This window comes from Cupriavidus sp. JZ107 (assembly GCF_053903255.1).
In genome coordinates, this window is sequence record NZ_CP096480.1 from 737,947 (window position 1) to 758,481 (window position 20,535).

21 protein-coding genes are annotated in these 20,535 nt (G+C 68.8%); 10 read left to right on the forward strand and 11 right to left on the reverse strand.

All coding sequences use genetic code 11. The annotated features are described in order from the left end of the window. Positions 1 to 14 precede the first annotated feature (14 nt). The 5 genes from M1D55_RS03125 to M1D55_RS03145 all read left to right on the forward strand — a co-directional run bounded on the left by M1D55_RS03125 (position 15) and on the right by M1D55_RS03145 (position 4,049). The gene (locus M1D55_RS03125; RefSeq protein ID WP_456281078.1) at positions 15 to 599 is read left to right on the forward strand and encodes a cytochrome P460 family protein; all 585 of its coding nucleotides are present in this window, start codon (positions 15 to 17) and stop codon (positions 597 to 599) included. A gap of 302 nt (positions 600 to 901) precedes the next feature. Next, positions 902 to 1,531, forward strand: coding sequence for an HvfX family Cu-binding RiPP maturation protein (locus M1D55_RS03130; protein WP_064573886.1), 630 nt, complete (start codon positions 902 to 904; stop codon positions 1,529 to 1,531). A gap of 147 nt (positions 1,532 to 1,678) precedes the next feature. Further along, positions 1,679 to 2,245 carry an HvfA family oxazolone/thioamide-modified RiPP metallophore gene (locus tag M1D55_RS03135; protein ID WP_456281079.1) on the forward strand — a complete coding sequence of 189 codons (567 nt, stop codon included), beginning with the start codon at positions 1,679 to 1,681 and terminating at the stop codon, positions 2,243 to 2,245. Positions 2,246 to 2,371: 126 nt separating this feature from the next. After that, positions 2,372 to 3,250 (forward strand): HvfB family MNIO-type RiPP peptide maturase, encoded by an 879-nt coding sequence (locus M1D55_RS03140; RefSeq protein WP_456281080.1) that lies wholly within the window; start codon positions 2,372 to 2,374, stop codon positions 3,248 to 3,250. After that, positions 3,243 to 4,049: an HvfC family RiPP maturation protein gene (locus M1D55_RS03145; RefSeq protein ID WP_456281081.1), complete on the forward strand. Its 807-nt coding sequence runs from the start codon at positions 3,243 to 3,245 to the stop codon at positions 4,047 to 4,049. The genes M1D55_RS03140 and M1D55_RS03145 overlap by 8 nt, the downstream gene beginning before the upstream one ends. Here M1D55_RS03145 and M1D55_RS03150 read toward each other — a convergent pair. The 3 genes from M1D55_RS03150 to M1D55_RS03160 all read right to left on the reverse strand — a co-directional run bounded on the left by M1D55_RS03150 (position 4,046) and on the right by M1D55_RS03160 (position 6,883). Further along, positions 4,046 to 4,813, reverse strand: coding sequence for an alpha/beta fold hydrolase (locus M1D55_RS03150; RefSeq protein ID WP_456281082.1), 768 nt, complete (start codon positions 4,811 to 4,813; stop codon positions 4,046 to 4,048). The genes M1D55_RS03145 and M1D55_RS03150 overlap by 4 nt on opposite strands. Next, positions 4,810 to 5,847, reverse strand: coding sequence for a M14 family zinc carboxypeptidase (locus tag M1D55_RS03155; RefSeq protein ID WP_456281083.1), 1,038 nt, complete (start codon positions 5,845 to 5,847; stop codon positions 4,810 to 4,812). The genes M1D55_RS03150 and M1D55_RS03155 overlap by 4 nt, the downstream gene beginning before the upstream one ends. A gap of 148 nt (positions 5,848 to 5,995) precedes the next feature. Beyond that, positions 5,996 to 6,883: a LysR family transcriptional regulator gene (locus tag M1D55_RS03160; protein ID WP_456281084.1), complete on the reverse strand. Its 888-nt coding sequence runs from the start codon at positions 6,881 to 6,883 to the stop codon at positions 5,996 to 5,998. Between the two features lie 179 nt (positions 6,884 to 7,062). On the opposite strand from M1D55_RS03160, the gene M1D55_RS03165 reads away from it, so the two are divergent. Next, complete coding sequence (locus tag M1D55_RS03165) at positions 7,063 to 7,464, forward strand: tautomerase family protein (protein WP_456281085.1); 402 nt, start codon at positions 7,063 to 7,065, stop codon at positions 7,462 to 7,464. Between the two features lie 8 nt (positions 7,465 to 7,472). On the opposite strand, the gene M1D55_RS03170 is transcribed toward M1D55_RS03165, so the two are convergent. Both M1D55_RS03170 and M1D55_RS03175 read right to left on the reverse strand, forming a co-directional pair. Then, complete coding sequence (locus tag M1D55_RS03170; protein ID WP_456281086.1) at positions 7,473 to 8,114, reverse strand: histidine phosphatase family protein; 642 nt, start codon at positions 8,112 to 8,114, stop codon at positions 7,473 to 7,475. Positions 8,115 to 8,166: 52 nt separating this feature from the next. Continuing rightward, on the reverse strand, positions 8,167 to 9,489 hold the full coding sequence (locus tag M1D55_RS03175) for a DSD1 family PLP-dependent enzyme (RefSeq protein ID WP_456281087.1): 1,323 nt from the start codon (positions 9,487 to 9,489) through the stop codon (positions 8,167 to 8,169). 255 nt (positions 9,490 to 9,744) lie between these two features. On the opposite strand from M1D55_RS03175, the gene M1D55_RS03180 reads away from it, so the two are divergent. The 3 genes from M1D55_RS03180 (at position 9,745) to M1D55_RS03190 (ending at position 12,614) form a co-directional block, all read left to right on the forward strand. Continuing rightward, on the forward strand, positions 9,745 to 11,025 hold the full coding sequence (locus tag M1D55_RS03180) for an AI-2E family transporter (RefSeq protein WP_456281088.1): 1,281 nt from the start codon (positions 9,745 to 9,747) through the stop codon (positions 11,023 to 11,025). Between the two features lie 104 nt (positions 11,026 to 11,129). Then, positions 11,130 to 11,768, forward strand: a complete 639-nt coding sequence (locus M1D55_RS03185; protein WP_456281089.1) for a PadR family transcriptional regulator — start codon at positions 11,130 to 11,132, stop codon at positions 11,766 to 11,768. 3 nt (positions 11,769 to 11,771) lie between these two features. Continuing rightward, the gene (locus M1D55_RS03190; protein ID WP_456281090.1) at positions 11,772 to 12,614 is read left to right on the forward strand and encodes a siderophore-interacting protein; all 843 of its coding nucleotides are present in this window, start codon (positions 11,772 to 11,774) and stop codon (positions 12,612 to 12,614) included. A 47-nt stretch (positions 12,615 to 12,661) separates the two neighbouring features. Here M1D55_RS03190 and M1D55_RS03195 read toward each other — a convergent pair whose 3' ends face one another. Beyond that, positions 12,662 to 12,946 (reverse strand): nicotinamide mononucleotide transporter, encoded by a 285-nt coding sequence (locus M1D55_RS03195; protein ID WP_006577853.1) that lies wholly within the window; start codon positions 12,944 to 12,946, stop codon positions 12,662 to 12,664. Positions 12,947 to 13,214: 268 nt separating this feature from the next. Between M1D55_RS03195 and alaC the strand changes: the two genes are divergently transcribed. Next, positions 13,215 to 14,477: an alanine transaminase gene (alaC, locus tag M1D55_RS03200; protein WP_006577854.1), complete on the forward strand. Its 1,263-nt coding sequence runs from the start codon at positions 13,215 to 13,217 to the stop codon at positions 14,475 to 14,477. Between the two features lie 134 nt (positions 14,478 to 14,611). Here the strand turns inward: alaC and M1D55_RS03205 are convergent, their stop codons facing one another. The 5 genes from M1D55_RS03205 to M1D55_RS03225 form a co-directional block, all read right to left on the reverse strand. Then, complete coding sequence (locus M1D55_RS03205) at positions 14,612 to 15,433, reverse strand: hypothetical protein (protein WP_456281091.1); 822 nt, start codon at positions 15,431 to 15,433, stop codon at positions 14,612 to 14,614. Between the two features lie 275 nt (positions 15,434 to 15,708). Continuing rightward, entirely contained in the window at positions 15,709 to 16,893 is a 1,185-nt protein-coding gene (locus M1D55_RS03210; RefSeq protein WP_456281092.1) for an enoyl-CoA hydratase/isomerase family protein, read from the reverse strand. Then, positions 16,890 to 17,789 carry a 3-hydroxyisobutyrate dehydrogenase gene (gene mmsB / locus M1D55_RS03215; RefSeq protein ID WP_064575636.1) on the reverse strand — a complete coding sequence of 300 codons (900 nt, stop codon included), beginning with the start codon at positions 17,787 to 17,789 and terminating at the stop codon, positions 16,890 to 16,892. The genes M1D55_RS03210 and mmsB overlap by 4 nt, the downstream gene beginning before the upstream one ends. 26 nt (positions 17,790 to 17,815) lie before the next feature. Beyond that, positions 17,816 to 19,339 carry a CoA-acylating methylmalonate-semialdehyde dehydrogenase gene (locus M1D55_RS03220; RefSeq protein WP_456281093.1) on the reverse strand — a complete coding sequence of 508 codons (1,524 nt, stop codon included), beginning with the start codon at positions 19,337 to 19,339 and terminating at the stop codon, positions 17,816 to 17,818. A 58-nt stretch (positions 19,340 to 19,397) separates the two neighbouring features. After that, positions 19,398 to 20,531, reverse strand: a complete 1,134-nt coding sequence (locus M1D55_RS03225) for an acyl-CoA dehydrogenase family protein (RefSeq protein ID WP_232207013.1) — start codon at positions 20,529 to 20,531, stop codon at positions 19,398 to 19,400. Between the last annotated feature and the right edge of the window lie 4 nt (positions 20,532 to 20,535).

Below are 20,535 nucleotides of genomic sequence, written 5' to 3' on the forward strand. Positions count from 1 at the left end.
CCGGGGAGACGTGCATGCAACGACTCCGAATCGCAGCGGCTTTCCGCGCCCTCGCGCTGCTGGCCTGCGCCGCCCTGGGCCAGCATGCACTGGCGCAGCCACCGGTCCACGGCGCAAGCGAAACGGTGCCCAGGCAACAGCCGGCCCCGCAGCCGTCCACCGGGCAGCAGAGCGCCAGGCCCTCTGCATCGCCGATCTACGGCGTGACGATCCCGCCGGGCTACCGAAAATGGCAGCTGATCGCGCCGGCCCAGGAGGCGGCTCCGCTCGATGAATTGCGCGTGGTGCTCGGCAATCCGGAAGCGATGGAGGCCATCGAACGGTCCGCGAAGCGCTTTCCCGACGGGGCCGTGCTGGTCAAGCTGGCCTACAAGCGCAAGCCATCGCCCGATTTCGAACCCGCGACGATACCGGGACAGCCGACCACGGTACAGGTGATGGTCAAGGACTCGCGCCGGTATGCGTCGACCGGAGGCTGGGGCTTCGGGCGCTTCGTCAACGGCGTGGCGGTGGACGCGGCCCAGCATCAGACCTGCTTCGCCTGCCATGCGGCCCGCGTCAAGGACCGCGATTACGTGTTCACGCGCTTCGCACCATAGCGGCGGCGCTGGCTGCGTCCTGCGGTGCCCGATCCGGATCGACCTGTCGCCTGGCAGGCCGATCCGGTTTTTTTTGAGCTCGGCAAGCGCAACGGCACCAGGGTGCATGCGCGCGAGCTGTAGGGAAGGCCCGCGCTTTGTATTGCACTGTATCTGGCACGGCTTGCGATGCAACTTCGTGACAATCCCGCGCTGCGACAAACACATCGGCGATACACACCCACCCTGAAATAGCGACATCGAATCCACGACGCCATTTCAAGGAGCGCACTGTGCAAGACCGGCCTATTCCCACCCCTCTGATGACCCGCATCGATGCGGCCGGCCACTGGCTCGCGCCGCTGGGCCTGCGAGCGATCCTCGCCTGGGAGTTCTTCGAGTCGGGCCGCGAAAAGCTGCTGGGAGAAAACTGGTTCGACCAGCTTGCCGGGCAGTTCCCGCCGCCGTTCTCGCTGCTGAGCGCCAATCTCAACTGGACGCTGGCGACCTGGCTCGAACTGCTGGGCGCCGCCGCACTGCTGCTGGGCCTGGGCACGCGGTTCGTCGCCTACGCGCTGATCGTGCTGACCGTGGTCGCCACCTATGCCGTGCATTGGCCGACGGAGTGGGCAAGCCTCGCCGAGCTGTGGCAGGGCTACGCCGTCACCGACAACGGCTATGGCAACTTCAAGCTGCCGCTGCTGTATCTGGTCATGTTGCTGCCGTTGCTGCTGCGCGGAGCCGGCCCGCTGAGCCTGGACGGCTTGCTGATGCACCGGTGGACGCATGGTCAAGCGCTGCCGGCCGTCGCGACGATCGATGCCGGCCATGCCGTCTGGTCCGCCCTGCTGATCCTGCTCGGGCTGCCGATTGCGCTGCTGCTGCCGTGGGCCGGTGGCGCGCTGATCGCCATCGGCATCGCGCTGGCCGTGCTGTGCCGGGCCCGGCGCTGACGGTCTCCCCATCCCGCCGATCGATATGGGGCGCTTCGATACGCAAAGCCCGCCATACACAGCATCACCCCAATCGAACCGATTTTGTTCGCCACATCCCGTGGCACAGACCCGCACGTCCGCGTGCATTGATTCAGGAGATCCACCATGTCATATGCTCATTCCTCCCGCAAGACGACGCTCGGCCTGCTTGGTGCCGCGCTGGCAGGCAGCGTGCTGCTGAACGGACCGGTCTTCGCCGTGCAACCGCTGGCGCAGGGCTATCTGGTCGCCGCGGCCGACGGCAAGGCCGCTGAGGGCAAATGCGGCGAAGGCAAGTGCGGTGCCGAAACGAAGCGTGCACCGCGCGGCGCCAGCAAGGGTGCCCAGGCCGAAGGCAAGTGCGGGGAGGGCAAGTGCGGTGCCGAAACGACGCGCGTGTCGCGCGGCGCCAGCAAGGGTGCGCAAGCCGAAGGCAAGTGCGGTGAAGGTAAATGCGGCGAAGGCAAGTGCGGCGATGCCTCGTTCTCGCGCACCGATACCGACAAGAACGGCCTGGTCTCGCGCGCCGAGTTCCTGGCGGTGGCGCTCACGCGTGCCGCGGAGTTCGACAAGATCGACACCAGCCACGACGGCAATATCTCGGAGGCCGAGGCCTACGAGTATCTGCGCGCCACCTACCAGGCCAACGGCAAGCCGGTACCGAAAAACCTGTTTGCCAAGCTGAAGAAGTAGTCGTCGCATGTAGCGGCGCCGCGCCGCGCCGGGCCGGAACGCGAACCGGTGCGGCGCGGATGCGCAAGCGTGGCAACGGGGTCCCGGCGGCCCCGTGTCCTCTATCGATTGCCAAGGAGATTCACCGTGTCGGTGCCGATCCGTTCCTCCGTCCTTTCACCTCGCTCCGCATCCGCCCGCGTCGGCCTGGGACTGCGCAGGGCCCTGATCCCGCAGCTGGAGCAGGCGCCGCCCGGCGACTTCGATTTCCTCGAGCTCGCTCCCGAGAACTGGCTGCGCGTCGGTGGCGCCTATGGCAAGGCGCTGGGCCGTCTGGCCGCGCGGTATCCGCTTTACTGCCATGGCCTGTCGCTGTCGCTCGGCGGCATCGCGCCGCTCGATGAAGAGCTGCTGAACGAGATCCGCAGCTTTCTCGACGGCCACCGCGTGCCGCTTTACAGCGAGCACCTGAGCTACTGCACCGACGACGCGCATCTCTACGATCTGCTGCCGCTGCCATTCACTGCGGAGACCATCGAACATGTCGCCGCCCGCATTCGCCGTGCGCAGCAGATCCTCGGCAGGACGATGGCGATCGAGAACGTGTCGTACTACGCCGCCCCGCGACAGGACATGGACGAGGCGACCTTCACCAACGCCGTGCTGCGCGAGGCCGACTGTGCCTTGCTGCTGGATGTCAACAATGTCCATGTCAACGCGATCAACCACGGCTTCGATCCCTATGCCTTCCTCGATGCGCTGGACCCGGGCAGGGTGGCCGCCTATCACGTGGCCGGTCATTACGACGAAGCCGACGACTTGAAGATCGACACGCATGGCGCCGCGGTCAAGAGCGAGGTATGGGCGTTGCTGGAATACGCCTATGCCCGCTTCGGCGTGCACCCGACCGTGCTGGAGCGCGACTTCAACTTCCCCGACTATGCCGAGCTGGCCAGCGAGCTGCGATATATCCGCGAACTGCAGGCCCGCGCCGGTGGCGCAGCGAGGAGAATGGCCCATGGCTGAGATCGCCCGCACTTCGATGCAGCAGCAGATGGATCTGACGCGCCACCTGCGCGATCCGTCGCGCCATCCGTCGCCGGCGGGCATGGACCCCGCCCGCGTGCGGATCTATCGCGAACTGGTGACCGGCAACCTGGTGTCGTTGCTGGGCGGGGCCTTTCCGGTACTGGTGTCCTTGCTGGGAGCCGAGCATTGGCGCTGGCTGGTGGAGCGCTTCCTGCGCGACCACCGCTCGCACACGCCGCGCTTCGGCGAGATTGCCGAGGAGTTCGTCGCCTTCGTCGACACGCTCGACATCGAAGCCTTGCCGGCGCCGATGCGGCGGCCGTTCCTCGCCGAGCTCGCGCATTACGAGTGGGTGGAAATGGCGCTGCTCCACAGCGATGCACGACCGCTCGCGGCGGATCCGTCGGCCGCGACCCGCGCACCGGCGGTGGACCGGCCGCTGCAACTGTGCCCGCTGGCCTGGCCCCTGGCGTATCGCTGGCCGGTGCATCGGCTCGGACCGGCGTATCGGCCGTCGCAGCCGCCGGCACTGGGGACCTTTCTGCTGGTGCGCAGGACGGCCGACGACGACGTGCGATTCTCGGAACTGAGTCCGCTTGCCTGGCAGCTGCTGCACGAGATCGGGCAGGCGGGCGGCGCGCTGACCGCCGACGGCCTGCTGCAAGCACTCGGTCGACAATGCCGCGTGCCGGACTTGCCGTCGTTCGTTGCCGCGGGCATGGCGCTGCTCGACGACATGCACGCCGACGGCTTCGTTGCGGCCGCCCCGGAGGTCGGCGCCGGGAGCGATGCCTAGCCTCGTTGGAAGCCGATCCAGCCGGCGACCTCGCGTGCGACCCAATCCGGATCGTCGTGCGGCAGGTCGTGTCCCGCCCAGGGGTGCACGCGATGCGGGACCGACCACGCCGCCGCCAGGCGCGCCGAGCAGGCCGGGGACACCAGCCGGTCGGCCGCCGACGACAGCAGCAGCGTCGCGCAGCGCGGCGGCGCGGTGCCGGCCTGGAAGCGGGCCGCCGCCAGCAGCTGGCGCAGCGCATTGGCGCGGCTGACCGGGGCGGCGGCGCGGATCGCGGTCCAGCTGGCCAGATCCGATTCCAGCGAATCGGTGCGGGCACAGGTCAGACGATGGATGGTGGCCTCGCAGCGGGCCCCGTCGTGCCACGATCGCATCAGGCCGAGCACGGCCGGCCATGCGCCGGGGCGCATGCGCTGGTGCGGCGCGCCGAACGGCCGCATGCTGGTGTTGATCAGCACCAGCCGTTCGATCTCGTCGGCATGCCGCTGCGCCCACGCGGTCGCGACCATGCCGCCCAGCGACATCGCCAGCAGCCGGTACGGCGGGCGCAGCCCAGCCCGTGCCGCATCGGCGCGCAGTTCGGCCACGACGTCGGCCACCGACGCCGGCGAGCGCCGGCCCGCTTGCTCGCCGTTGCCCGGCAGATCGAGCATCGTCAGCCGATCGTCGTCGCGCAGCGCGCCGCGGCGCCGCAACGCCGCCGGCAGTTCGCCCCAATGGCGCGCCTCGCGCGTCAGGCCGCGCAGCAGGATCCAGTCGCTCATCGTGCCGGCCTGCCCGCGGGGGCGCGCCAGTGTTCGCTGGCCTCGCGCCAGATGGCCTGCCGCGCGGCGCCGGTCGGCAGCCAGCGCGCCGGCGCGAAGGCGGCGCGCGCCAGGAAATCGAACAGGCTGACATGGCGGCGCAGCACGCGCGCGGTGCGATGCGCCTTGACCGGATTGAAGAAGCCGTCGCGCGAGAACAGCTGCCGCGGATTCTTCTTGATCCACAGCCAGGAGCCCAGTTCGAGCGTCATCGGCAGAAAGATATGCGGCGCGGGCGTGCGGTCATAGGCGTAATCCCACAGGTCGCCGTGCACCAGGTACTGGTGGCTCTGCGGCTCGAACGCGTAGCCGTGATGCGGATGGGCCTGCTCGAACAGCGTCTTCAGCACGTACATCTCCGGCAGATGGGGCATCGCGGCCTGCGTCCGGGCGTAGGGAAACCAGATGCTGTCGCGCCAGCCGTAGCCGGAGTGGCAATCGACGGCAAAGCTCAGCGGCCGCGTCAGCAATTGCGCCTGCACCACGCGCAGCAGCGCCGTGCTCTCGGCCTCCATCGGCGTGCCGGCCCTGCCGCGGTACCACGGCAGCCACGGGCCGATGCGCTGGCCGCCCGCGAGGAAGGGCACGCGCCCCTCGGCATCCTGCGGCGCGTTGCGCATCAGGTCGACGCCGTTCGGATTGGCGCGCCGGCCGGCCCACATGCCGGCCGGGTTGACGATCGGCATGAACAGCAGACGGACCTGCCGCAATTGCAGGTGCAGCAGCTCGTCCCATTCGAGGCGCTTGAGCAGCGCCCGCATATAGTCGAGCAGCAGCTGCGTGCCGATCCGTTCGAGGCCGTGGATGCCGCCGAACAGGCCGATCGCCGGCGCGCGGGGATCGCGCGAGCCGATGCCGGCCAGATACACCGGAAAACGCCGCCCATGGCTGCTGGCCTCGCACACCACGTCGATATCGAAATGTTCCGCGCCGACTTCCAGCAGCGCGCGCAGCAGATCGAGCTCGGCGAAACTGTCGGAGGCGGGAAGGGGCATCGGGTCGGCTGGGCGGAAAGGGAAGCGGCCGGGCCGCGACGGCGCCGGTCCGTATGACGGAACGATGTTGCGAGTCTACTCGCGCAATATGACAGTGCCTTGTGACGACACGGGACTGTCATCGTGCCGCGCCAGACCGCCGCTTCGGTCAGCCGAGCTGCTCGGCCAGGACCTCGCGCGCGGCCTGCACCACCGGCGCTTCGCCGCGGCGGGGCGGCAGCAGGCAGAACTCGACGTCGGGCAGTGCCGGCAGCCGCAGCGACGACACCGTCGCAGGATCGAGCGTGGCCACGCCGGCCGGAATCGCCGATTGGTTCAAACACGAGATGCCGAGTCCGGCCGCCAGCGCCATCTGCAATCCCGCCACGCCGGAGGCGGAGTGCGAGACCCGGTAGGGCACACGAGCGCGCTTGAGCATGCGTACCACGTACTGGTGCAGCGAGCAGGTGTCCGGCAGCAGCACCAGCGGCAGCGGCATGCCGATCTGCGCCGTTTCGCCGCGCGCGGCGACCCAGGCCAGCGGCTCCCGTCGCAACGGCCGCAAGCCGGCGCGTGGCCGCTCGCCGGTGCCGCCGCGCGCTCCCGCTACGCGCATCGTCAGGCCGATATCGAAAGCGTCGTCGTCGGCGCTGGCGTCGATCGCCGCGCTCTTCATCACGGTCACGTGCAGCCGCAATTGCGGGTGGCGCTCGCGCAGGCGGCGCAGCATGCCGGCGATCTCGGCGGTGCGGTAGTAATCGGTGATGGCAAGCCGCAGCTCGCCCGCCAGCGTCTCGCCGCGAATGTCCTGCATCGCCAGCGCCTCCAGGTCCAGCATGCGGCGCGCGTGGCCGAGCAGCCGTTCGCCGGCCGGGGTGGGCTGCACGCCGCGGCGCCCGCGCAGCAGCAGCGGCACGCCGGCGCGCTCCTCCAGCTTGCGCAGCTGCTCGCTGACCGATGACTGCGACAGGAACAGCCGTGGCGCGGCGGCCGACAGGCTGCCGCTGTCGGCCACCGCGACGAAGGTACGCAATTGTTCGAGATCGAAGCCGCGCATGTCTTGCTCCAGGTTCGCTTCTGGTTTCGGCGATACCGATGGATGGTATCGCATTTTCCTGCTTTTCCGATGGCAGGGCGGGCACTAGCATCGAGTCAGTGGCGGGTCGGCACGGCGGTATCGGGCCGGCCCATGCCACCTGCCATTTGATGCAACGACCATTCGAAGAGGAAACCGCGATGCCCCATCTTCAACTGCAGATTTCCGGTCAACCCAACGCCGCGCTGACCGCGAAGGCCGCCGCCACCGTCGCCGAACTGACCCGTACCGTGCTCGGCAAGAAGCCCGAGGTGATGGCGGTGGCGGTCCAGTACGTGCCGCACGACGCCTGGTTCATCGATGGCCAGCCGCTCTCCGCGCTCGGGCGCAACGCCTTTCATCTCGATATCAGCGTCACCGACGAGACCAATACCAAGGCGGAGAAGGCGCGCTACCTCGAAGCGGTGCACCATGCGCTGTCCGAGCTGATCGGCAAGGTGCACGACTGCTCGTACATCCATGTGATCGATGCCCGCGCGGCGGCGTACGGCTATGGCGGCCGCACGCAGGAATACCGCCATCAGCACGGGTCGACGTTGTAGGGCGGGGCTCAGCCGGCGGGCAGCCGATACAGGCGCCGTGGCTGTCCGTCCGGCGACAGTTCGAACACGACGCCGCCGCCGCTGTCCGCCCCTTGTCCGGTCAGCGCGGTGATGTTGACCTGATGGGTCACCATCAGATACGGCCCGCCGCGCGGATCGAGCCGATCGATGAAGCGCGACAGTTCTGCGGTCTGATCGGTGCGGGCGCCGGCGTCGCCAAAGAACGAGTTCAGCAGCGGCAGCACGGTGACGGGGCCGAGGTCCATCAGCCGCGCGGTGTCCTGGCAACGGCACCAGGCGCTGGCCCACACCGCACTGGGACGAAAGCCCGCGGCGCGCCAGGCCGCGCCCAGACGCTGGGCCTGGGCGCGCCCGCTCGCATCGAGATTGCGCTGCGTCCGGCAGGAGGTCAGGTCGAAGCCGGGCGGGTCGCCGACGCCCGGCGCGGTGGCATGGCGCAGCAACACGACCACATTGGGACGAGCGAGCGCCGAAACGGGTAGTGTGGGGATCGGTTGCGCGAGGGCGCTGGACATGCCCGCCGGCATGGCCGCCGCCAGCAGGGTCCAGCAGGCGAGCCGGGCCGCGACGGCCAACGCCTTGCGGCGCCGCGGGGAGGGCGAGATGGCGGCTTCGCTGCGATCGATCATGTTGCTCCTCCTTGCGCCCGGCCGTCCCGCCCGCGGGCCTCGCTGGCTCGTACTACCGGCTGAGACCGCGCGCCGAGATCGGCCACAGCGACTCGACCTTGCCGTCGCGCACGCCGACCAGCGTGTCGTACAGGTTCAGCGTCGGGTCGCAGTGTCCCGGCACCAGCCACAGCGGTTCGCCCAGCTGCGGCAGCGCCGGCAGCTCGCCGCCGGCAGCCGGCACCGGGCGCACGATGCCGTGTTCGTCATTGGCGGCGACATAGGCCAGCCGCGTGCTGCGCCTGCCGCCGCCGAACTGGCCGCCGTGGCGTTCCCCGGCGTTGCGTTCCTCGGCGTTGCGCTCTCCGGTGTTGCGTTCCCATACCCACGGCAGCCCCGAATCGACCGCCATCGACTTCAATCCCGCGTCGACCACGACCTGGCCCTGTGCCGCGGTGCTCATCACCGTGGTCGCGATAAACAGGCTGTGCTCGAAGCGCAGCGCTTCGGCCGCGCCGCCGCCATCGATCCCGCCGCCGGTTCCGCTGGCCGCGACGCCCTCATTGCTGCCGTAGTCGCCATCCATGAAGACGTACGACCCGGGCTGGATCTCGGTGAAGACGCCGCTGGCCAGATCGAATTCGACGCTGCCGCTGCCGCCGCCGGTGACCACCTGGCAGGGCGCACCGGCCGCCGCGAGCCGGGCCGCGACCGCGCCGGCACGCTCGGCGGCGCGCGCCGCGGCCTCGCGCCGGGCGGCATGGTCGCGCACATGCTGGATGCCGCCATGGTAGGCCTGCAGTCCGCCGAACGACAGGCGCGGCTGCGCGGCGATCCGTTCGGCGAGGCGCAGCGCGGCGTCGGCGTCGGCGACGCCGCAGCGGCCCTGGCCGATGTCGAGCTCGACCAGCACCGTCAGCCCGCTCTGCTCGCGTTCGGCCGCCTCGGCCAGCGCGCGCACCTGGACGACCGCGTCGACGCAGACGCTGATGCGCGCGTGGCGGGCCATGCGTGCCAGCAGCGTGGCCTTGGCCGGGCCGGCGATCTCGTTGCTGATATGGATGTCGGCGACGCCGGCGCGCAGGAAGGGCAGCGCCTCGCTGACCTTCTGGCAGCAGATGCCGACGGCGCCGCGCGTCATTTGCGCCAGTGCGATGTCCGGACATTTGTGCGCCTTGGCATGGGGCCGCAGCGCGACGCCGGCCCGGTCCGCGGCCTGCTGCATCCGCTGCAGATTGCGCTCGAAGGCATCGAGCACCAGCACCAGCGCCGGCGTGTCGATCGCCTGCCAGGGCTGGCCGGGTTCCGCGATCGGAGGCAGCGTGGGCAGTCCCGCCGGATCGCGCAAGACGGGCAGGTCGGAGGAAGCGGAAGGCACGGCGTGAGGGTCGGGCATGACGGCGATGTCTCCAAATGAGGCGGTGGGCCGGATGGCGTAGGGCGCGGGGGATCATCGGCCGATCGGGACGGACTGTCAAACCGTGCCGCCGCCGCGACCCGGCCCCCCGCTGCGGCGAGGACGCTGTCGCGCTTGTCCTACACGGCTTGCGGCGGCCGTCCGACTGCGGGACGCGCAAGCCGCCGACTATGCTGACAGTGATGCACCGCGCCTCTCGCGCGGCGCTCGTCACCCCCGCACCGTCCCCTCGCCATGCATGCCACGCCCACCCCGTCTGCGCAGCCCGGTGCGCCATCCGCAGCGCGCCCTGCAGCGCAGGCTGCCGCGGACAATGCTGCGGACACGGCGCCGGGCACCCCGGCCATCGCCGCGGACGCGCGCGATGACGAGCCCGCGGCGGCGGCCTCGGCATCCTCGGCGGCCGCCGAGCCGGCCCGTGGTCCGGCCGGCGCCCGCGCGCTGCCGGTCGCGATCCAGCGCGGCAGCCTCGCACTGGTGGTGCTGGCGACGCTGGCCTGCCTGTACGCGCTGCATGTCGCCAAGGCGTTCGTGATCCCGGTGGTGCTGGCCGTGATCCTGACCTATCTGCTCGATCCGCTGGTATCGGCGCTGCATCGCCAGCGGCTGCCGCGCCCGATCGGCGCGACGCTGGTGTTGCTGGGCCTGGTCGCGGTGCTGCTGTGCGGTGCGTATCTGCTGCAGGGCCAGGTCGAGGCCATCGTCGACCGGCTGCCGGAGATCGCGCGCAAGCTGTCGCGCAGCCTGTCGGCGCTGCTCAGCGGCGACGACTCGATGTGGCAGAAGATCCAGCGCGCGGCGACCGTGCTGACCGGCGGCACGCCCCAGCTGTCGCGCGGCGCCCCGGTCGTCATCGAGAAGCCGGCCGGGGCGCTGCACGACATGGTGCTGGCCGGTTCGGTCAGCGCCTTTGCCGCGGCGGGGCAGGCCGTGGTGGTGCTGTTCCTGACCTTCTTCCTGCTGGTGTCGGGCGACATGTTCAAGCGCAAGTTCGTCAAGATGACGGGCCGCACGCTGACGCAGAAGAAGGTCAACGTCCATATGCTGGGCGAGATCAATCGGCAGATCCAGCGCTACATGCTGATGCTGCTGATCACCAATGCCGCGCTGGGCGTCTGTACCTGGTTCTTGCTGAAGGCGATCGGCCTGCAGCACGCCGGCACCTGGGCGCTGGCGGCGGCCGCGCTGCATCTGATTCCGTATTTCGGCTCCGGCGCGACCGCGATCGCGCTCGGCGTGGCGGCCTTCATGCAGTTCGGCACGCTGGGCCTGGCCGCCGCGGCCGCGGGCGGGTCGCTGCTGATCGCGACGCTGATCGGCTCGGTGGTGCAGACCTGGATGACCGGCCGGATGGCCAAGATGAATCCGGTGGCGGTGTTTGTCGCGCTGCTGCTGTTCACGTGGCTGTGGGGCGCGTGGGGCATGCTGCTGGCGATTCCGCTGGCCGTGATCGCCAAGGTGGTGGCCGACCATATCGAAGGGCTGGAATTCATGGCCGAGTTCCTCGGGGAGTAGGGCCGAGCCGACAAGACCCTGCCGCAAACAGGGCCAGGGGTTGACCTTCAGTGCCGCGGACTATATCGTAAGATATGTTTTTCGATATAACGAGCGACTGTTCCATGCCCCCTCGCCATCATCACGGCCGGCACGGCCACGGCCCCGGCGGTCCCTTCGGCGGATTCGGCTCCGATGCCGACAGCCTGCGCCGCGGCCGCAAGCTGGGCGCCGACGACCTGCAACTGCTGCTGCTCGACCTGCTGGCCGAGCAGCCCAGCCACGGCTACGAACTGATCAAGGCGCTGGAAGCGCGCAGTGCCGGCTTCTACAAGCCTAGCCCGGGCGTGATCTATCCCGCCTTGACGTACCTGGAAGAGATCGGCCACGCGGCCGTCGACGTCGACGGCAACCGCAAGTGCTACCGGCTGGCCGAGCCGGGCCGCGAGTTCCTGCAGGCCAACCGCGAACGGCTGGCGCTGCTGTGGAACGGGCTGCGTCATGCCGCCCGCAAGATGGAATGGGTGCGCCGCGCCCTGGCCGGCGAGCCGCCGCCGGAGCCGGACGATCAGGGCAACGGCTGGCTGCCGGAATTCGTGCAGGCGCGGATGGCGCTCAAGCGGGCGCTGCTGCTGCGCACCGATGCCACCCCGGACGAACAGCGGCGCATCGCCGACATCCTGCTGCGCGCCGCCGCCGATATCGAAAACACCGAGGCGGCCGCCGTGCCGCCGCATCCCGCCCGACCACGCAACCCGAGGTAATGCATGTCCGCTACCGACCGTGCCACATCCTTCGACGCCACCGATCGCCGCGACGCCGCGCTCACCGTCGAGCGCGTCCGCCATCCGCTGAAGTTCCGCCATATCCAGGTGGTCCGCACGCAGCGGATCTCACCGGCGCTGCTGCGCGTGACCTTTACCGGCGACGATCTCGCCGACTTCGTGTCGGCCTCGTTCGACGACCATATCAAGGTGTTCCTGCCGGCGCCGGGACAGCAGCGCCCGGTGCTGCCGGAGATGGGGCCCGACGGTCCGATGTTTCCTGAAGGACAGCCGCGCCCGATCGCGCGCGACTACACGCCGCGCCGCTACGACGCCGCGGCGCGCGAGCTCGATATCGAATTCGTGCTGCACGGCGATGGCCCGGGCGCCAGCTGGGCGGCGCAGGCGCAGCCCGGACAATGGCTGGGCATCGGCGGGCCGCGCGGTTCCTTCGTGATCCCGTCGGCGTTCGACTGGCACCTGCTGATCGGCGACGAAGCGGCGCTGCCCGCGATCGCGCGCCGGGTCGAGGAACTGCCGGCCGGCAAGCGCGTGGTGGTGGTCGTCCAGGTCGACGATCGCGAGGCGCGTGTCGATCTGCGCGGCGACGCCGCCTGCGAACTGCACTGGCTGTATCGCGCCGAAGGCGACGAACTGCTGACGACGCTGCGCCGGCTGGAATTGCCTGCCGTGGAGGGCTATGTCTGGGCCGCCGGCGAGGCAGCCGCGATGCGGGCCGTGCGCGCCTGCCTGGTCGACGAGCGCGGCATCGACAAGCGCCGCATCCGCGCGTCGGCCTACTGGAAGCACGGCGCCGTCGGCGTGCATGAAACGCTCGACGACTGAGCCGCGTAAAGAGGCCGGAGTTGGAGAGGGCCGAGAGGGCGTCCGGCTCAGTGCGAGCCGGCGTGTCCGCCCTGCCGATGGAACTGCGTATGCCGGTAGAGTCCGTACAGGCTGGTCGCGGTGAAGCCGAGCTGTTGCACGAACAGGCCATAGGTGCCGGTCACCAGTGCGAACACGCTCCACACGATGTTCGAGCACAGGTACGAGATCCAGCCCCAGCGCGACGCCTTGTTGTGCAGCGCGACCAGCAGCGAGCCGCTCATCGCGAGCGCGCAGCCCGACCATTCCAGACCATTGAGCACCATCGGCAGTTGGGCGGCAGCGAGATCCATCGCGCTATGTCTCCTTTTTTTGTGTTCAAGTTTTGCATACAAAGCGTGCGAAGCTTAACGCCGAAGCACGCTGGGAGCAAGAGGGGATATACGCCTGGCGCGACGTGCGGCGGACTCCTTCGCGCCGAAGCGGGCCGATCAACACGAGATCGCGCCTGCACGACGGCGATGGACGCGCGCCCGTAACCCGATTAACATCGTCGCCGGCGGCACTGACAACCGCCAACGTCGCTCGGACGGTTCCGGGCGCTTACGTACAAGGACAACCATGTCAGCCATTCCGGCATCCCCCGGCTCGAGCCCGTCGAGCCAGCGCCGCTTCGCGCGCATCGATCGTCTTCCCCCCTACGTCTTCAATATCACCGCCGAGCTCAAGATGGCGGCGCGCCGCCGCGGCGAGGACATCATCGACATGAGCATGGGCAATCCCGATGGCGCGACGCCCGCGCATATCGTGGCCAAGCTCACCGAGGCGGCGCAGCGTCCCAATACCCACGGCTATTCGACCTCGCGCGGCATTCCGCGGTTGCGCCGCGCGATCTCGCACTGGTATCGCGAGCGCTACGGCGTCGACATCGATCCGGAGCGCGAGGCCATCGTGACGATCGGCTCGAAGGAGGGGTTGTCGCACCTGATGCTCGCCACGCTCGATCGCGGCGACACCGTGCTGGTGCCCGACCCGAGCTATCCGATCCATATCTACGGGGCGGTGATCGCCGGTGCCGATATCCGCTCGGTGCCGCTGATTCCCGGCGTCGACTTCTTCGCCGAGCTCGAACGCGCGATCCGCGGCAGCTATCCGAAGCCGAAGATGATCGTGCTCGGGTTCCCGTCGAACCCCACCGCGCAATGCGTGGAACTCGATTTCTTCGAGCGCGTGATCGCGCTGGCCCGCAAGCACGACATCCTGGTCGTGCATGACCTCGCCTATGCCGACATCGTCTTCGATGGCTGGAAGGCGCCGTCGATCCTGCAGGTGCCGGGCGCCAAGGACATCGCAGTGGAGTTCTTCACGCTGTCGAAGAGCTACAACATGGCGGGCTGGCGCATCGGCTTCATGGCGGGCAATGCCGACCTCGTGACGGCGCTGGCGCGCATCAAGAGCTATCACGACTACGGCACGTTCACGCCGCTGCAAATTGCCGCGATCGCCGCGCTCGAGGGCGACCAGCAATGCGTGCGCGAGATCGCCGCGCAATACCAGTCGCGCCGCGATGTGCTGGCGCGCGGGCTGAACGAGGCCGGCTGGCCGGTGGAGCTGCCGAAGGCATCGATGTACATCTGGGCGCGGATTCCCGAGCCGTATCGCGCGCTGGGCTCGCTGGAATTCGCCAAGCAGTTGCTGGAGAAGGCCAAGGTCTCGGTATCGCCGGGCATCGGCTTCGGCGACTTCGGCGACGACTACGTGCGCTTCGCGCTGATTGAAAACGAATCGCGCATCCGGCAGGCGGTGCGGGGCATCAAGGCGATGTTCCGCGCCGATGGGCTGGTCGCACCGGCGGCGGCTTCCGCAACGGCGCCAAAGCCCTGAGCACGCTCGCGTACCGCATGTCGTTCCCGCGAAAGCGGTAATCCAGCGTCTTTGAAAGCCGCTGGGTTCCCCGCTTTGGGGGACGACAATCTCCGTTGGCAAGCTTGGGCGCTCTCATCAGCGCCTCTCTTGCTTCAATGCGGCCGCGCCGGCGGAACACGCATGCCGAGGATGCGGTTTGCTGACTCGGCGCGGGTTCTCAGCTCCGTCATTTCTGCTTGAAGCAGCTTCTCCAGCGGGGTGGCACCTTTGATGTCACCTCGCCGCAGACACCGTGCAATGAAGTCGATAGCGGCTTGGGCTTGTTGAAGCCTGTGTCCGTAGACAGGTTCGTGATGCGCAATGCGATTCCTGGTCTGATAAAGCGCTTCAAGATGGCTGGCAACCAATGCGCGCGACACCGATTTGTCCGGGAAGACGTGCTTCAGCGCGGGTCGCCATAGCGTGTGCTCGTAGCTCGTTGAAAACAGCCGCTTCCAGAAGTACAGAGTCAGCTGTACCACCAGTTGTCCCATCGATACGCTGACGACCTTTTGCCGGGCCCTCAGGATGTGCTCATATGCAAGACCGTGCGGTGCAATGCCGCCGCAGAACGCGCGTCTATCCAGTTGTTGCCGTTCGTCCAGGTTCATCTTTGCGTACGCAGTCTTTCGCGCGCTGGCGTCGGTCTGCAGGATCTTCGCTTTCAACTCGTTGTCCCACTGAAAGGGAGCGGGCGGCATGCGGAGCCAGTCCGGGGTTTGGAAGTGGTCCGTCAGCTGGGCACAGACGGCGTTGCGCAATGCAATCTCTACCACGGCGGTGACCGTCATCAGCGAGGCGGCAAGTCTGAGCATTGCCTGATGGAGCGCAATGGCGCTGCGGCGAGACCCGGTGAAGCGCTCGAACGTTCCAAGCCGTTCGTCCGAGAGAAGGGCTGCGACGCTAGCCAAATCTGGTTCGGACAGGTGGTCCATTGACTCGAGCTGTGAGCGTGGCTATATTCGCTGGCGATAGGTCGGGATCAGTGTCGGCAGCTGCCTGAATAGGCAAGCGGACCCCCAACTTCCTCCTTGAAGGGCGCTCCGTGGAGCGCCCTTTTTTCCTTCAAGGCGCGGGAATCGTAACCGGTAGGACGGCAGAACGGTGTTTCCACCTGTGCCGGAGCGGGATGACCAAGCCGCTGGGTCCCCGCCTTCGCGGGGACGACAGACTTGTCGGCTATACAGGGCGCTCTTCGGAGCGCCCTTTCCTATTTCAGTGCTGGTGCCGACAGCGGATGCCGCTCGCCTTCCCACGGCGACACGAAGAACCCGCGTACCGCATCGGGATCGACCGCATCGTGGCTGTCCACCCGCCACCGTGGCGTCTGGTCCTTGTCGACGATCAGCGCGCGCACGCCCTCGATGAAGTCGCCGTCGGTGAAGGCGTGGCTGACCACGTCGAGCTCCATGCGGAAGCAGTCGGCCAGGTCCAGCCGGCGGCCGCGCAGCAGCAGTTCGCGGGTGACCGCCGTCATCAGCGGGGAGCGGCCGCGCAGCAGCGTCGCCGTCTTCGCGGCCCAGTCGGCGCAGCATGGATCCTGTTCACCGGCGAGGCCTTGCAGGATCGACGCGGGCGTCGCGTCGGCGCGGAAGTGCCGCAGCAGCGCAGGCAACACCTTCAGCAGCGGGGCGTCGGCCGCGGTGCTCGGCGACGCGGGAGCCAGCGCCCGGCGCAGCGTTGCCAGCACCGTGTCACGGTCACTGGCCGGCCAGTCGATGCTGGCCAGCGTCGTCTCCAACTCCACGAGCGAAGCGCTGTCGGTCGCGACATCCGCGAGTCCGCACAGCAGCGTATCGGCCGCGCCGAGCGTCACGCCGGTCAGGCCGACATACAGCGCCAGCTCGGGCGTCATCCGCGACAGGAAGTGGCTGGCGCCGACATCGGGCACCAGGCCGATGCCGGTCTCCGGCATTGCGATGCGGGAGCGTTCGGTGACGATGCGCAGCGGTGCCGCCTGCGCCAGCCCCATGCCGCCGCCCATCACGATGCCGTCCATCAGCGCGGCCACCGGCTTCGGATAGCGGTGCAGCTCGAAGTCGAGCTGATATTCGTCGACGAAGAAACGCCGGTACAGCGGTTCCCCATCGTCGCCGCCACGTCTGGCCGCGGCGTCGCGATAACTGTCGTATAGCACGCGGATATCGCCGCCGGCGCAGAACGCCTTGTCGCCGGCGCCGCGCAGCACCACGGCGACAATACTGTCCTGCGCGTCCTGCGATGCCCATTGCCGCAGTTGCCGGCGCAGCGCCACGATCATCGGATACGACAGCGCATTGAGCTGGCGCGGCCGGTTCAGCGTCACCAGCCCGACGCGGTTGATGACCTCGAAGCGGACTTCATCGGTGCCCTCGGCCTCGATCCGCTGCGGCAGCGATTCAACTCTTGCGTTCACGCCGCGCCTCCATCGGCGTCGAGGTATTGCCGAATGACGCCCGAGAAATCGAGTTGCCCGTCTCCGCGCTGGCACATCGCCTGGTACAGCTGCTGCGCCAGCGCGCCGAGGAACAGCGGCTGCCGCACCGCGCGGGCGGCGTCGTTGGCCAGGCCCAGGTCCTTCAGCATCAGTTCGGCGCCGAAGCCGCCGCTGTAATCGCGCGCGGCCGGGGCGGTGTCGATCACGCCGGGGTAGGGGTTGCAGGTGTCGGACGACCAGCAGCGCCCCGTCGACGTGTTGACGATGCCTGCCAGCACCTTGGCGTCGATGCCGAGCCGCGCGCCGAGCGCCATCGCCTCGGACACGCCGATCATCGAAATGCCGAGGATCAGGTTGTTGCAGATCTTCGCGACCTGGCCGGTACCGGTGTCGCCGCAGCGGACCACGTTCCTGCCCATGCCGGCCAGCACCGGCTGCAGCCGCTCGAACAGCGCCGCGTCGGCGCCGACCATGAAGGTCAGCGTGCCGGCCTGCGCGCCGCCGGTGCCGCCGGACACCGGCGCGTCGGCGAACGGATTGCCCTGGCGCGCGGCCAGCGCGGCGAGTTCGCGCACCGTCGCCGGGTCGATCGTGCTCGAATCGATCAGCGGCACGCCGGCACGCACGCCGGCCAGCACGCCGTTCTCGCCGGTGTAGACGCCGCGCACGTGCGCCGCGGCCGGCAGCATCGTGATCACGATGTCGGCCTCGGCGGCTGCCTGCTTCGGCGAATCGGCGCCGCTGGCGCCGGCGTCGCGCAACGCGGCAAGCGCTTGCGCATTGAGGTCGAACACCGTCAGCGTGTGGCCGGCCTTCAGCAGGTTGCGCGCCATCGGCGCGCCCATGTTGCCCAGGCCGATAAAGGCGATATGCATCGAGGTCTCCTGTCCGTTGGCGCGGTTCAGCGCAGCGCGATGGTGGTGTTGACGCCCTGGTTCACGGTCTCGTCATCGAACCAGCGCGCCGTCACGGTCTTGGTCTGCGTATAGAACTGCACCACCTGCTTGCCGTAGGGCCCGAGGTCGCCCAGCTTGGAGCCGCGCGAGCCGGTGAAGCTGAAGTACGGCACCGGCACGGGAATCGGGATATTGATGCCGACCTGGCCCACGTCGATCTCGCTCTGGAACTTGCGCGCCGCGGCGCCGCTCTGCGTGAACACGCCGGTGCCGTTGCCGAAGGGATTGCGGTTGACCAGCGCGATCGCCTCGTCGAGCGTGTCGACGCCGATCACGACCAGCACCGGCCCGAAGATCTCCTGCGTGTAGATCGACATCCCGGTCGTCACGTCGGTGAACACGGTCGGTCCGATGAAGTTGCCGTCCGGATAGCCCGGCACGCTGACATCGCGGCCGTCGAGCGCCAGCGTCGCGCCTTCCTGCACGCCGGCCTCGATCAGCCCCAGGATGCGCTGCTTCGCCGCGACCGACACCACCGGTCCGACATCGGTGCCGGGCTCGGCGCCGGCGCCGACCTTCAGCGTGCGCGCCTTGGCGATCAGGTCCGGCACCCAGCCGCGCGCCGCGCCGACCAGCACCGCCACGGAGGTCGCCATGCAGCGCTGCCCGGCCGCGCCGAAGGCGGCGCCGACCAGCGCGTTCAGCGTCTGCTCCTTGTGCGCGTCGGGCAGCACCACCGCATGGTTCTTCGCGCCCATCATCGACTGCACGCGCTTGCCGTGGCTGCCGGCCAGGTTGTAGACATGGGTGCCGACCGCGGTCGAGCCGACGAAGGACACCGCCTTGACATCGGGATGCGTGCACAGCGCGTCGACCACGTCCTTGGCGCCATGCACGACGTTCAGCACACCGGGCGGCACGCCCGCTTCGAGCGCGAGCGCCACCAGTTCCATCGTCGACAGCGGGTCCTGCTCGGACGGCTTGAGCACGAAGGTATTGCCGCAGACGATCGCCATCGGGAACATCCACAGCGGAATCATCGCCGGGAAGTTGAACGGTGTGATGCCGGCACACACGCCGATCGGCTGCTGCAGCGTGTAGGTGTCCACGGTCGCGGCCACGTTTTCGGCAAAGCCGCCTTGCTGCAGCGTGCCGATCGACGCGGCATGCTCGACCACCTCCAGGCCGCGGAAGATGTCGCCCTCGGCGTCGGACAACGTCTTGCCCTGTTCGGCGGTCAGGATCGCGGCGATGCGCTTGCTGTGCTCGCGGATCAGCGCCTGGTACTTCAGCATGATGCGCAGCCGGGCCCCGATCGGCGTATGGCGCCAGCTCGCGAAGGCGCGCTGCGCCGCGCCGACCGCCGCGTCGACCTCGGCGCGCGTGGCCAGCGGCACGCGCGCCAGCACTTGCTGCGTGGCCGGATTGACGACCTGGCGGTATTCGGTGGCGGCCGATTCGACCCATTCGCCGTTGATCAGCAGCTTGACGGTCGGAATCGCGGTTTCGGTGGCGGGCTGTTTGGTCATGGTGTCTCCGTCGGTTTGTTCTGGCGAGGCAAGTCGCAAGGGAGGGCGAGGGCCCGAACTACAGCGAGCGCGCGATCAGCATCCGCTGGATCTCGCTGGTGCCCTCGTAGATCTGCGTGATGCGCGCGTCCCGGTAGTGGCGCTCGACCGGGTAGTCCTCGAGGTAGCCGTAGCCGCCGTGGATCTGCAGCGCCTTCGAGCAGACCCGTTCGGCCAGCTCGGACGCATAGAGCTTGGCCTGGGACGCTTCGGACAGGCAGGGCTGGCCGTCGCTGCGCATGCGCGCGGCACGATGCACCAGCAGGCGCGCCGCGTTCAGCTCGGTCGCCATGTCGGCGAGCATGTTGGCGATCGGCGCATGCTCGCGCAGCGGACGGCCGAACTGCACGCGTTCGCCGGCATAGCGGCAGGCGGCATCGAAGGCCGAGCGCGCGATGCCGATTGCCTGCGCGGCGATGCCGATGCGGCCGCCTTCGAGGTTCGACAGCGCGATGCGCAAGCCCTCGCCGGTGTCGCCGAGCAGCGCGTCGTGCGGCACGACGCAGTCCTCCAGCGTGATCGCGCAGGTGTCCGAGGCGCGGATGCCCAGCTTCTTCTCCGGGGCATGGACATGGAAACCCGGCGTGTCGGTCGGCACCAGGAAGGCCGACAGTCCGCGCTTGCCGCGTTCCGGCTCGGTCGCGGCAAAGACGATTGCGATGCCGGCGCGTTGGCCGTTGGTGACGAACTGCTTGTTGCCGGACAGCACCCAGCCGTCATCGGCCGGACGGGCGCGTGTGCGCAGGTTGTGGGCCTCCGAGCCGGCCTGCGGCTCGGTCAGGCAGAACGCACCGATCAGCTCGCCGCTGGCCAGCGCCGGCAGATAGCGATCCTTCTGCGCTTCGGTGCCGTAGTGCAGGATCGGGCCGCAGCCGACCGAGCTGTGCACGCTCATCAGCGTCGCGCAAGCCGCGCAGCCGGCGGCGATCTCCTCGATCGCCAGCGCGTAGGCGATGTAGTCCGTATAGGTGCCGCCCCATTGCTCGGGCACGATCATGCCAAGCAGGCCGAGCGCGCCCATCTCCGTGACAATCTCGTCGGGCAATTGTCCGCTGCGGTCCCATTGCGCGGCGTTGGGCTTCAGACGTTCCTCGGCGAAGGCGCGCGCGGTGTCGCGGATCATGCGTTGCTGCTCGGTGTATTCGCTGTACATGGCG

Bases quoted from the DNA above. Each gene is read 5' to 3' on its own strand.
- mmsB (WP_064575636.1), bottom strand. From the start codon at position 17,789: ATGCATATCGCCTTTATCGGCCTGGGCAACATGGGCGCGCCGATGGCG.
- M1D55_RS03160 (WP_456281084.1), bottom strand. From the start codon at position 6,883: ATGCGCGGCTTCGATCTCGAACAATTGCGTACCTTCGTCGCGGTGGCC.
- M1D55_RS03155 (WP_456281083.1), bottom strand. From the start codon at position 5,847: ATGCCCCTTCCCGCCTCCGACAGTTTCGCCGAGCTCGATCTGCTGCGC.
- M1D55_RS03150 (WP_456281082.1), bottom strand. From the start codon at position 4,813: ATGAGCGACTGGATCCTGCTGCGCGGCCTGACGCGCGAGGCGCGCCAT.
- M1D55_RS03205 (WP_456281091.1), bottom strand. From the start codon at position 15,433: ATGGACCACCTGTCCGAACCAGATTTGGCTAGCGTCGCAGCCCTTCTC.
- M1D55_RS03195 (WP_006577853.1), bottom strand. From the start codon at position 12,946: ATGGATCTCGCTGCCGCCCAACTGCCGATGGTGCTCAATGGTCTGGAA.
- M1D55_RS03190 (WP_456281090.1), top strand. From the start codon at position 11,772: ATGTCCGCTACCGACCGTGCCACATCCTTCGACGCCACCGATCGCCGC.
- alaC (WP_006577854.1), top strand. From the start codon at position 13,215: ATGTCAGCCATTCCGGCATCCCCCGGCTCGAGCCCGTCGAGCCAGCGC.
- M1D55_RS03145 (WP_456281081.1), top strand. From the start codon at position 3,243: ATGGCTGAGATCGCCCGCACTTCGATGCAGCAGCAGATGGATCTGACG.
- M1D55_RS03165 (WP_456281085.1), top strand. From the start codon at position 7,063: ATGCCCCATCTTCAACTGCAGATTTCCGGTCAACCCAACGCCGCGCTG.
- M1D55_RS03125 (WP_456281078.1), top strand. From the start codon at position 15: ATGCAACGACTCCGAATCGCAGCGGCTTTCCGCGCCCTCGCGCTGCTG.
- M1D55_RS03185 (WP_456281089.1), top strand. From the start codon at position 11,130: ATGCCCCCTCGCCATCATCACGGCCGGCACGGCCACGGCCCCGGCGGT.
- M1D55_RS03225 (WP_232207013.1), bottom strand. From the start codon at position 20,531: ATGTACAGCGAATACACCGAGCAGCAACGCATGATCCGCGACACCGCG.
- M1D55_RS03175 (WP_456281087.1), bottom strand. From the start codon at position 9,489: ATGCCCGACCCTCACGCCGTGCCTTCCGCTTCCTCCGACCTGCCCGTC.
- M1D55_RS03220 (WP_456281093.1), bottom strand. From the start codon at position 19,339: ATGACCAAACAGCCCGCCACCGAAACCGCGATTCCGACCGTCAAGCTG.
- M1D55_RS03180 (WP_456281088.1), top strand. From the start codon at position 9,745: ATGCATGCCACGCCCACCCCGTCTGCGCAGCCCGGTGCGCCATCCGCA.
- M1D55_RS03170 (WP_456281086.1), bottom strand. From the start codon at position 8,114: ATGATCGATCGCAGCGAAGCCGCCATCTCGCCCTCCCCGCGGCGCCGC.
- M1D55_RS03135 (WP_456281079.1), top strand. From the start codon at position 1,679: ATGTCATATGCTCATTCCTCCCGCAAGACGACGCTCGGCCTGCTTGGT.
- M1D55_RS03130 (WP_064573886.1), top strand. From the start codon at position 902: ATGACCCGCATCGATGCGGCCGGCCACTGGCTCGCGCCGCTGGGCCTG.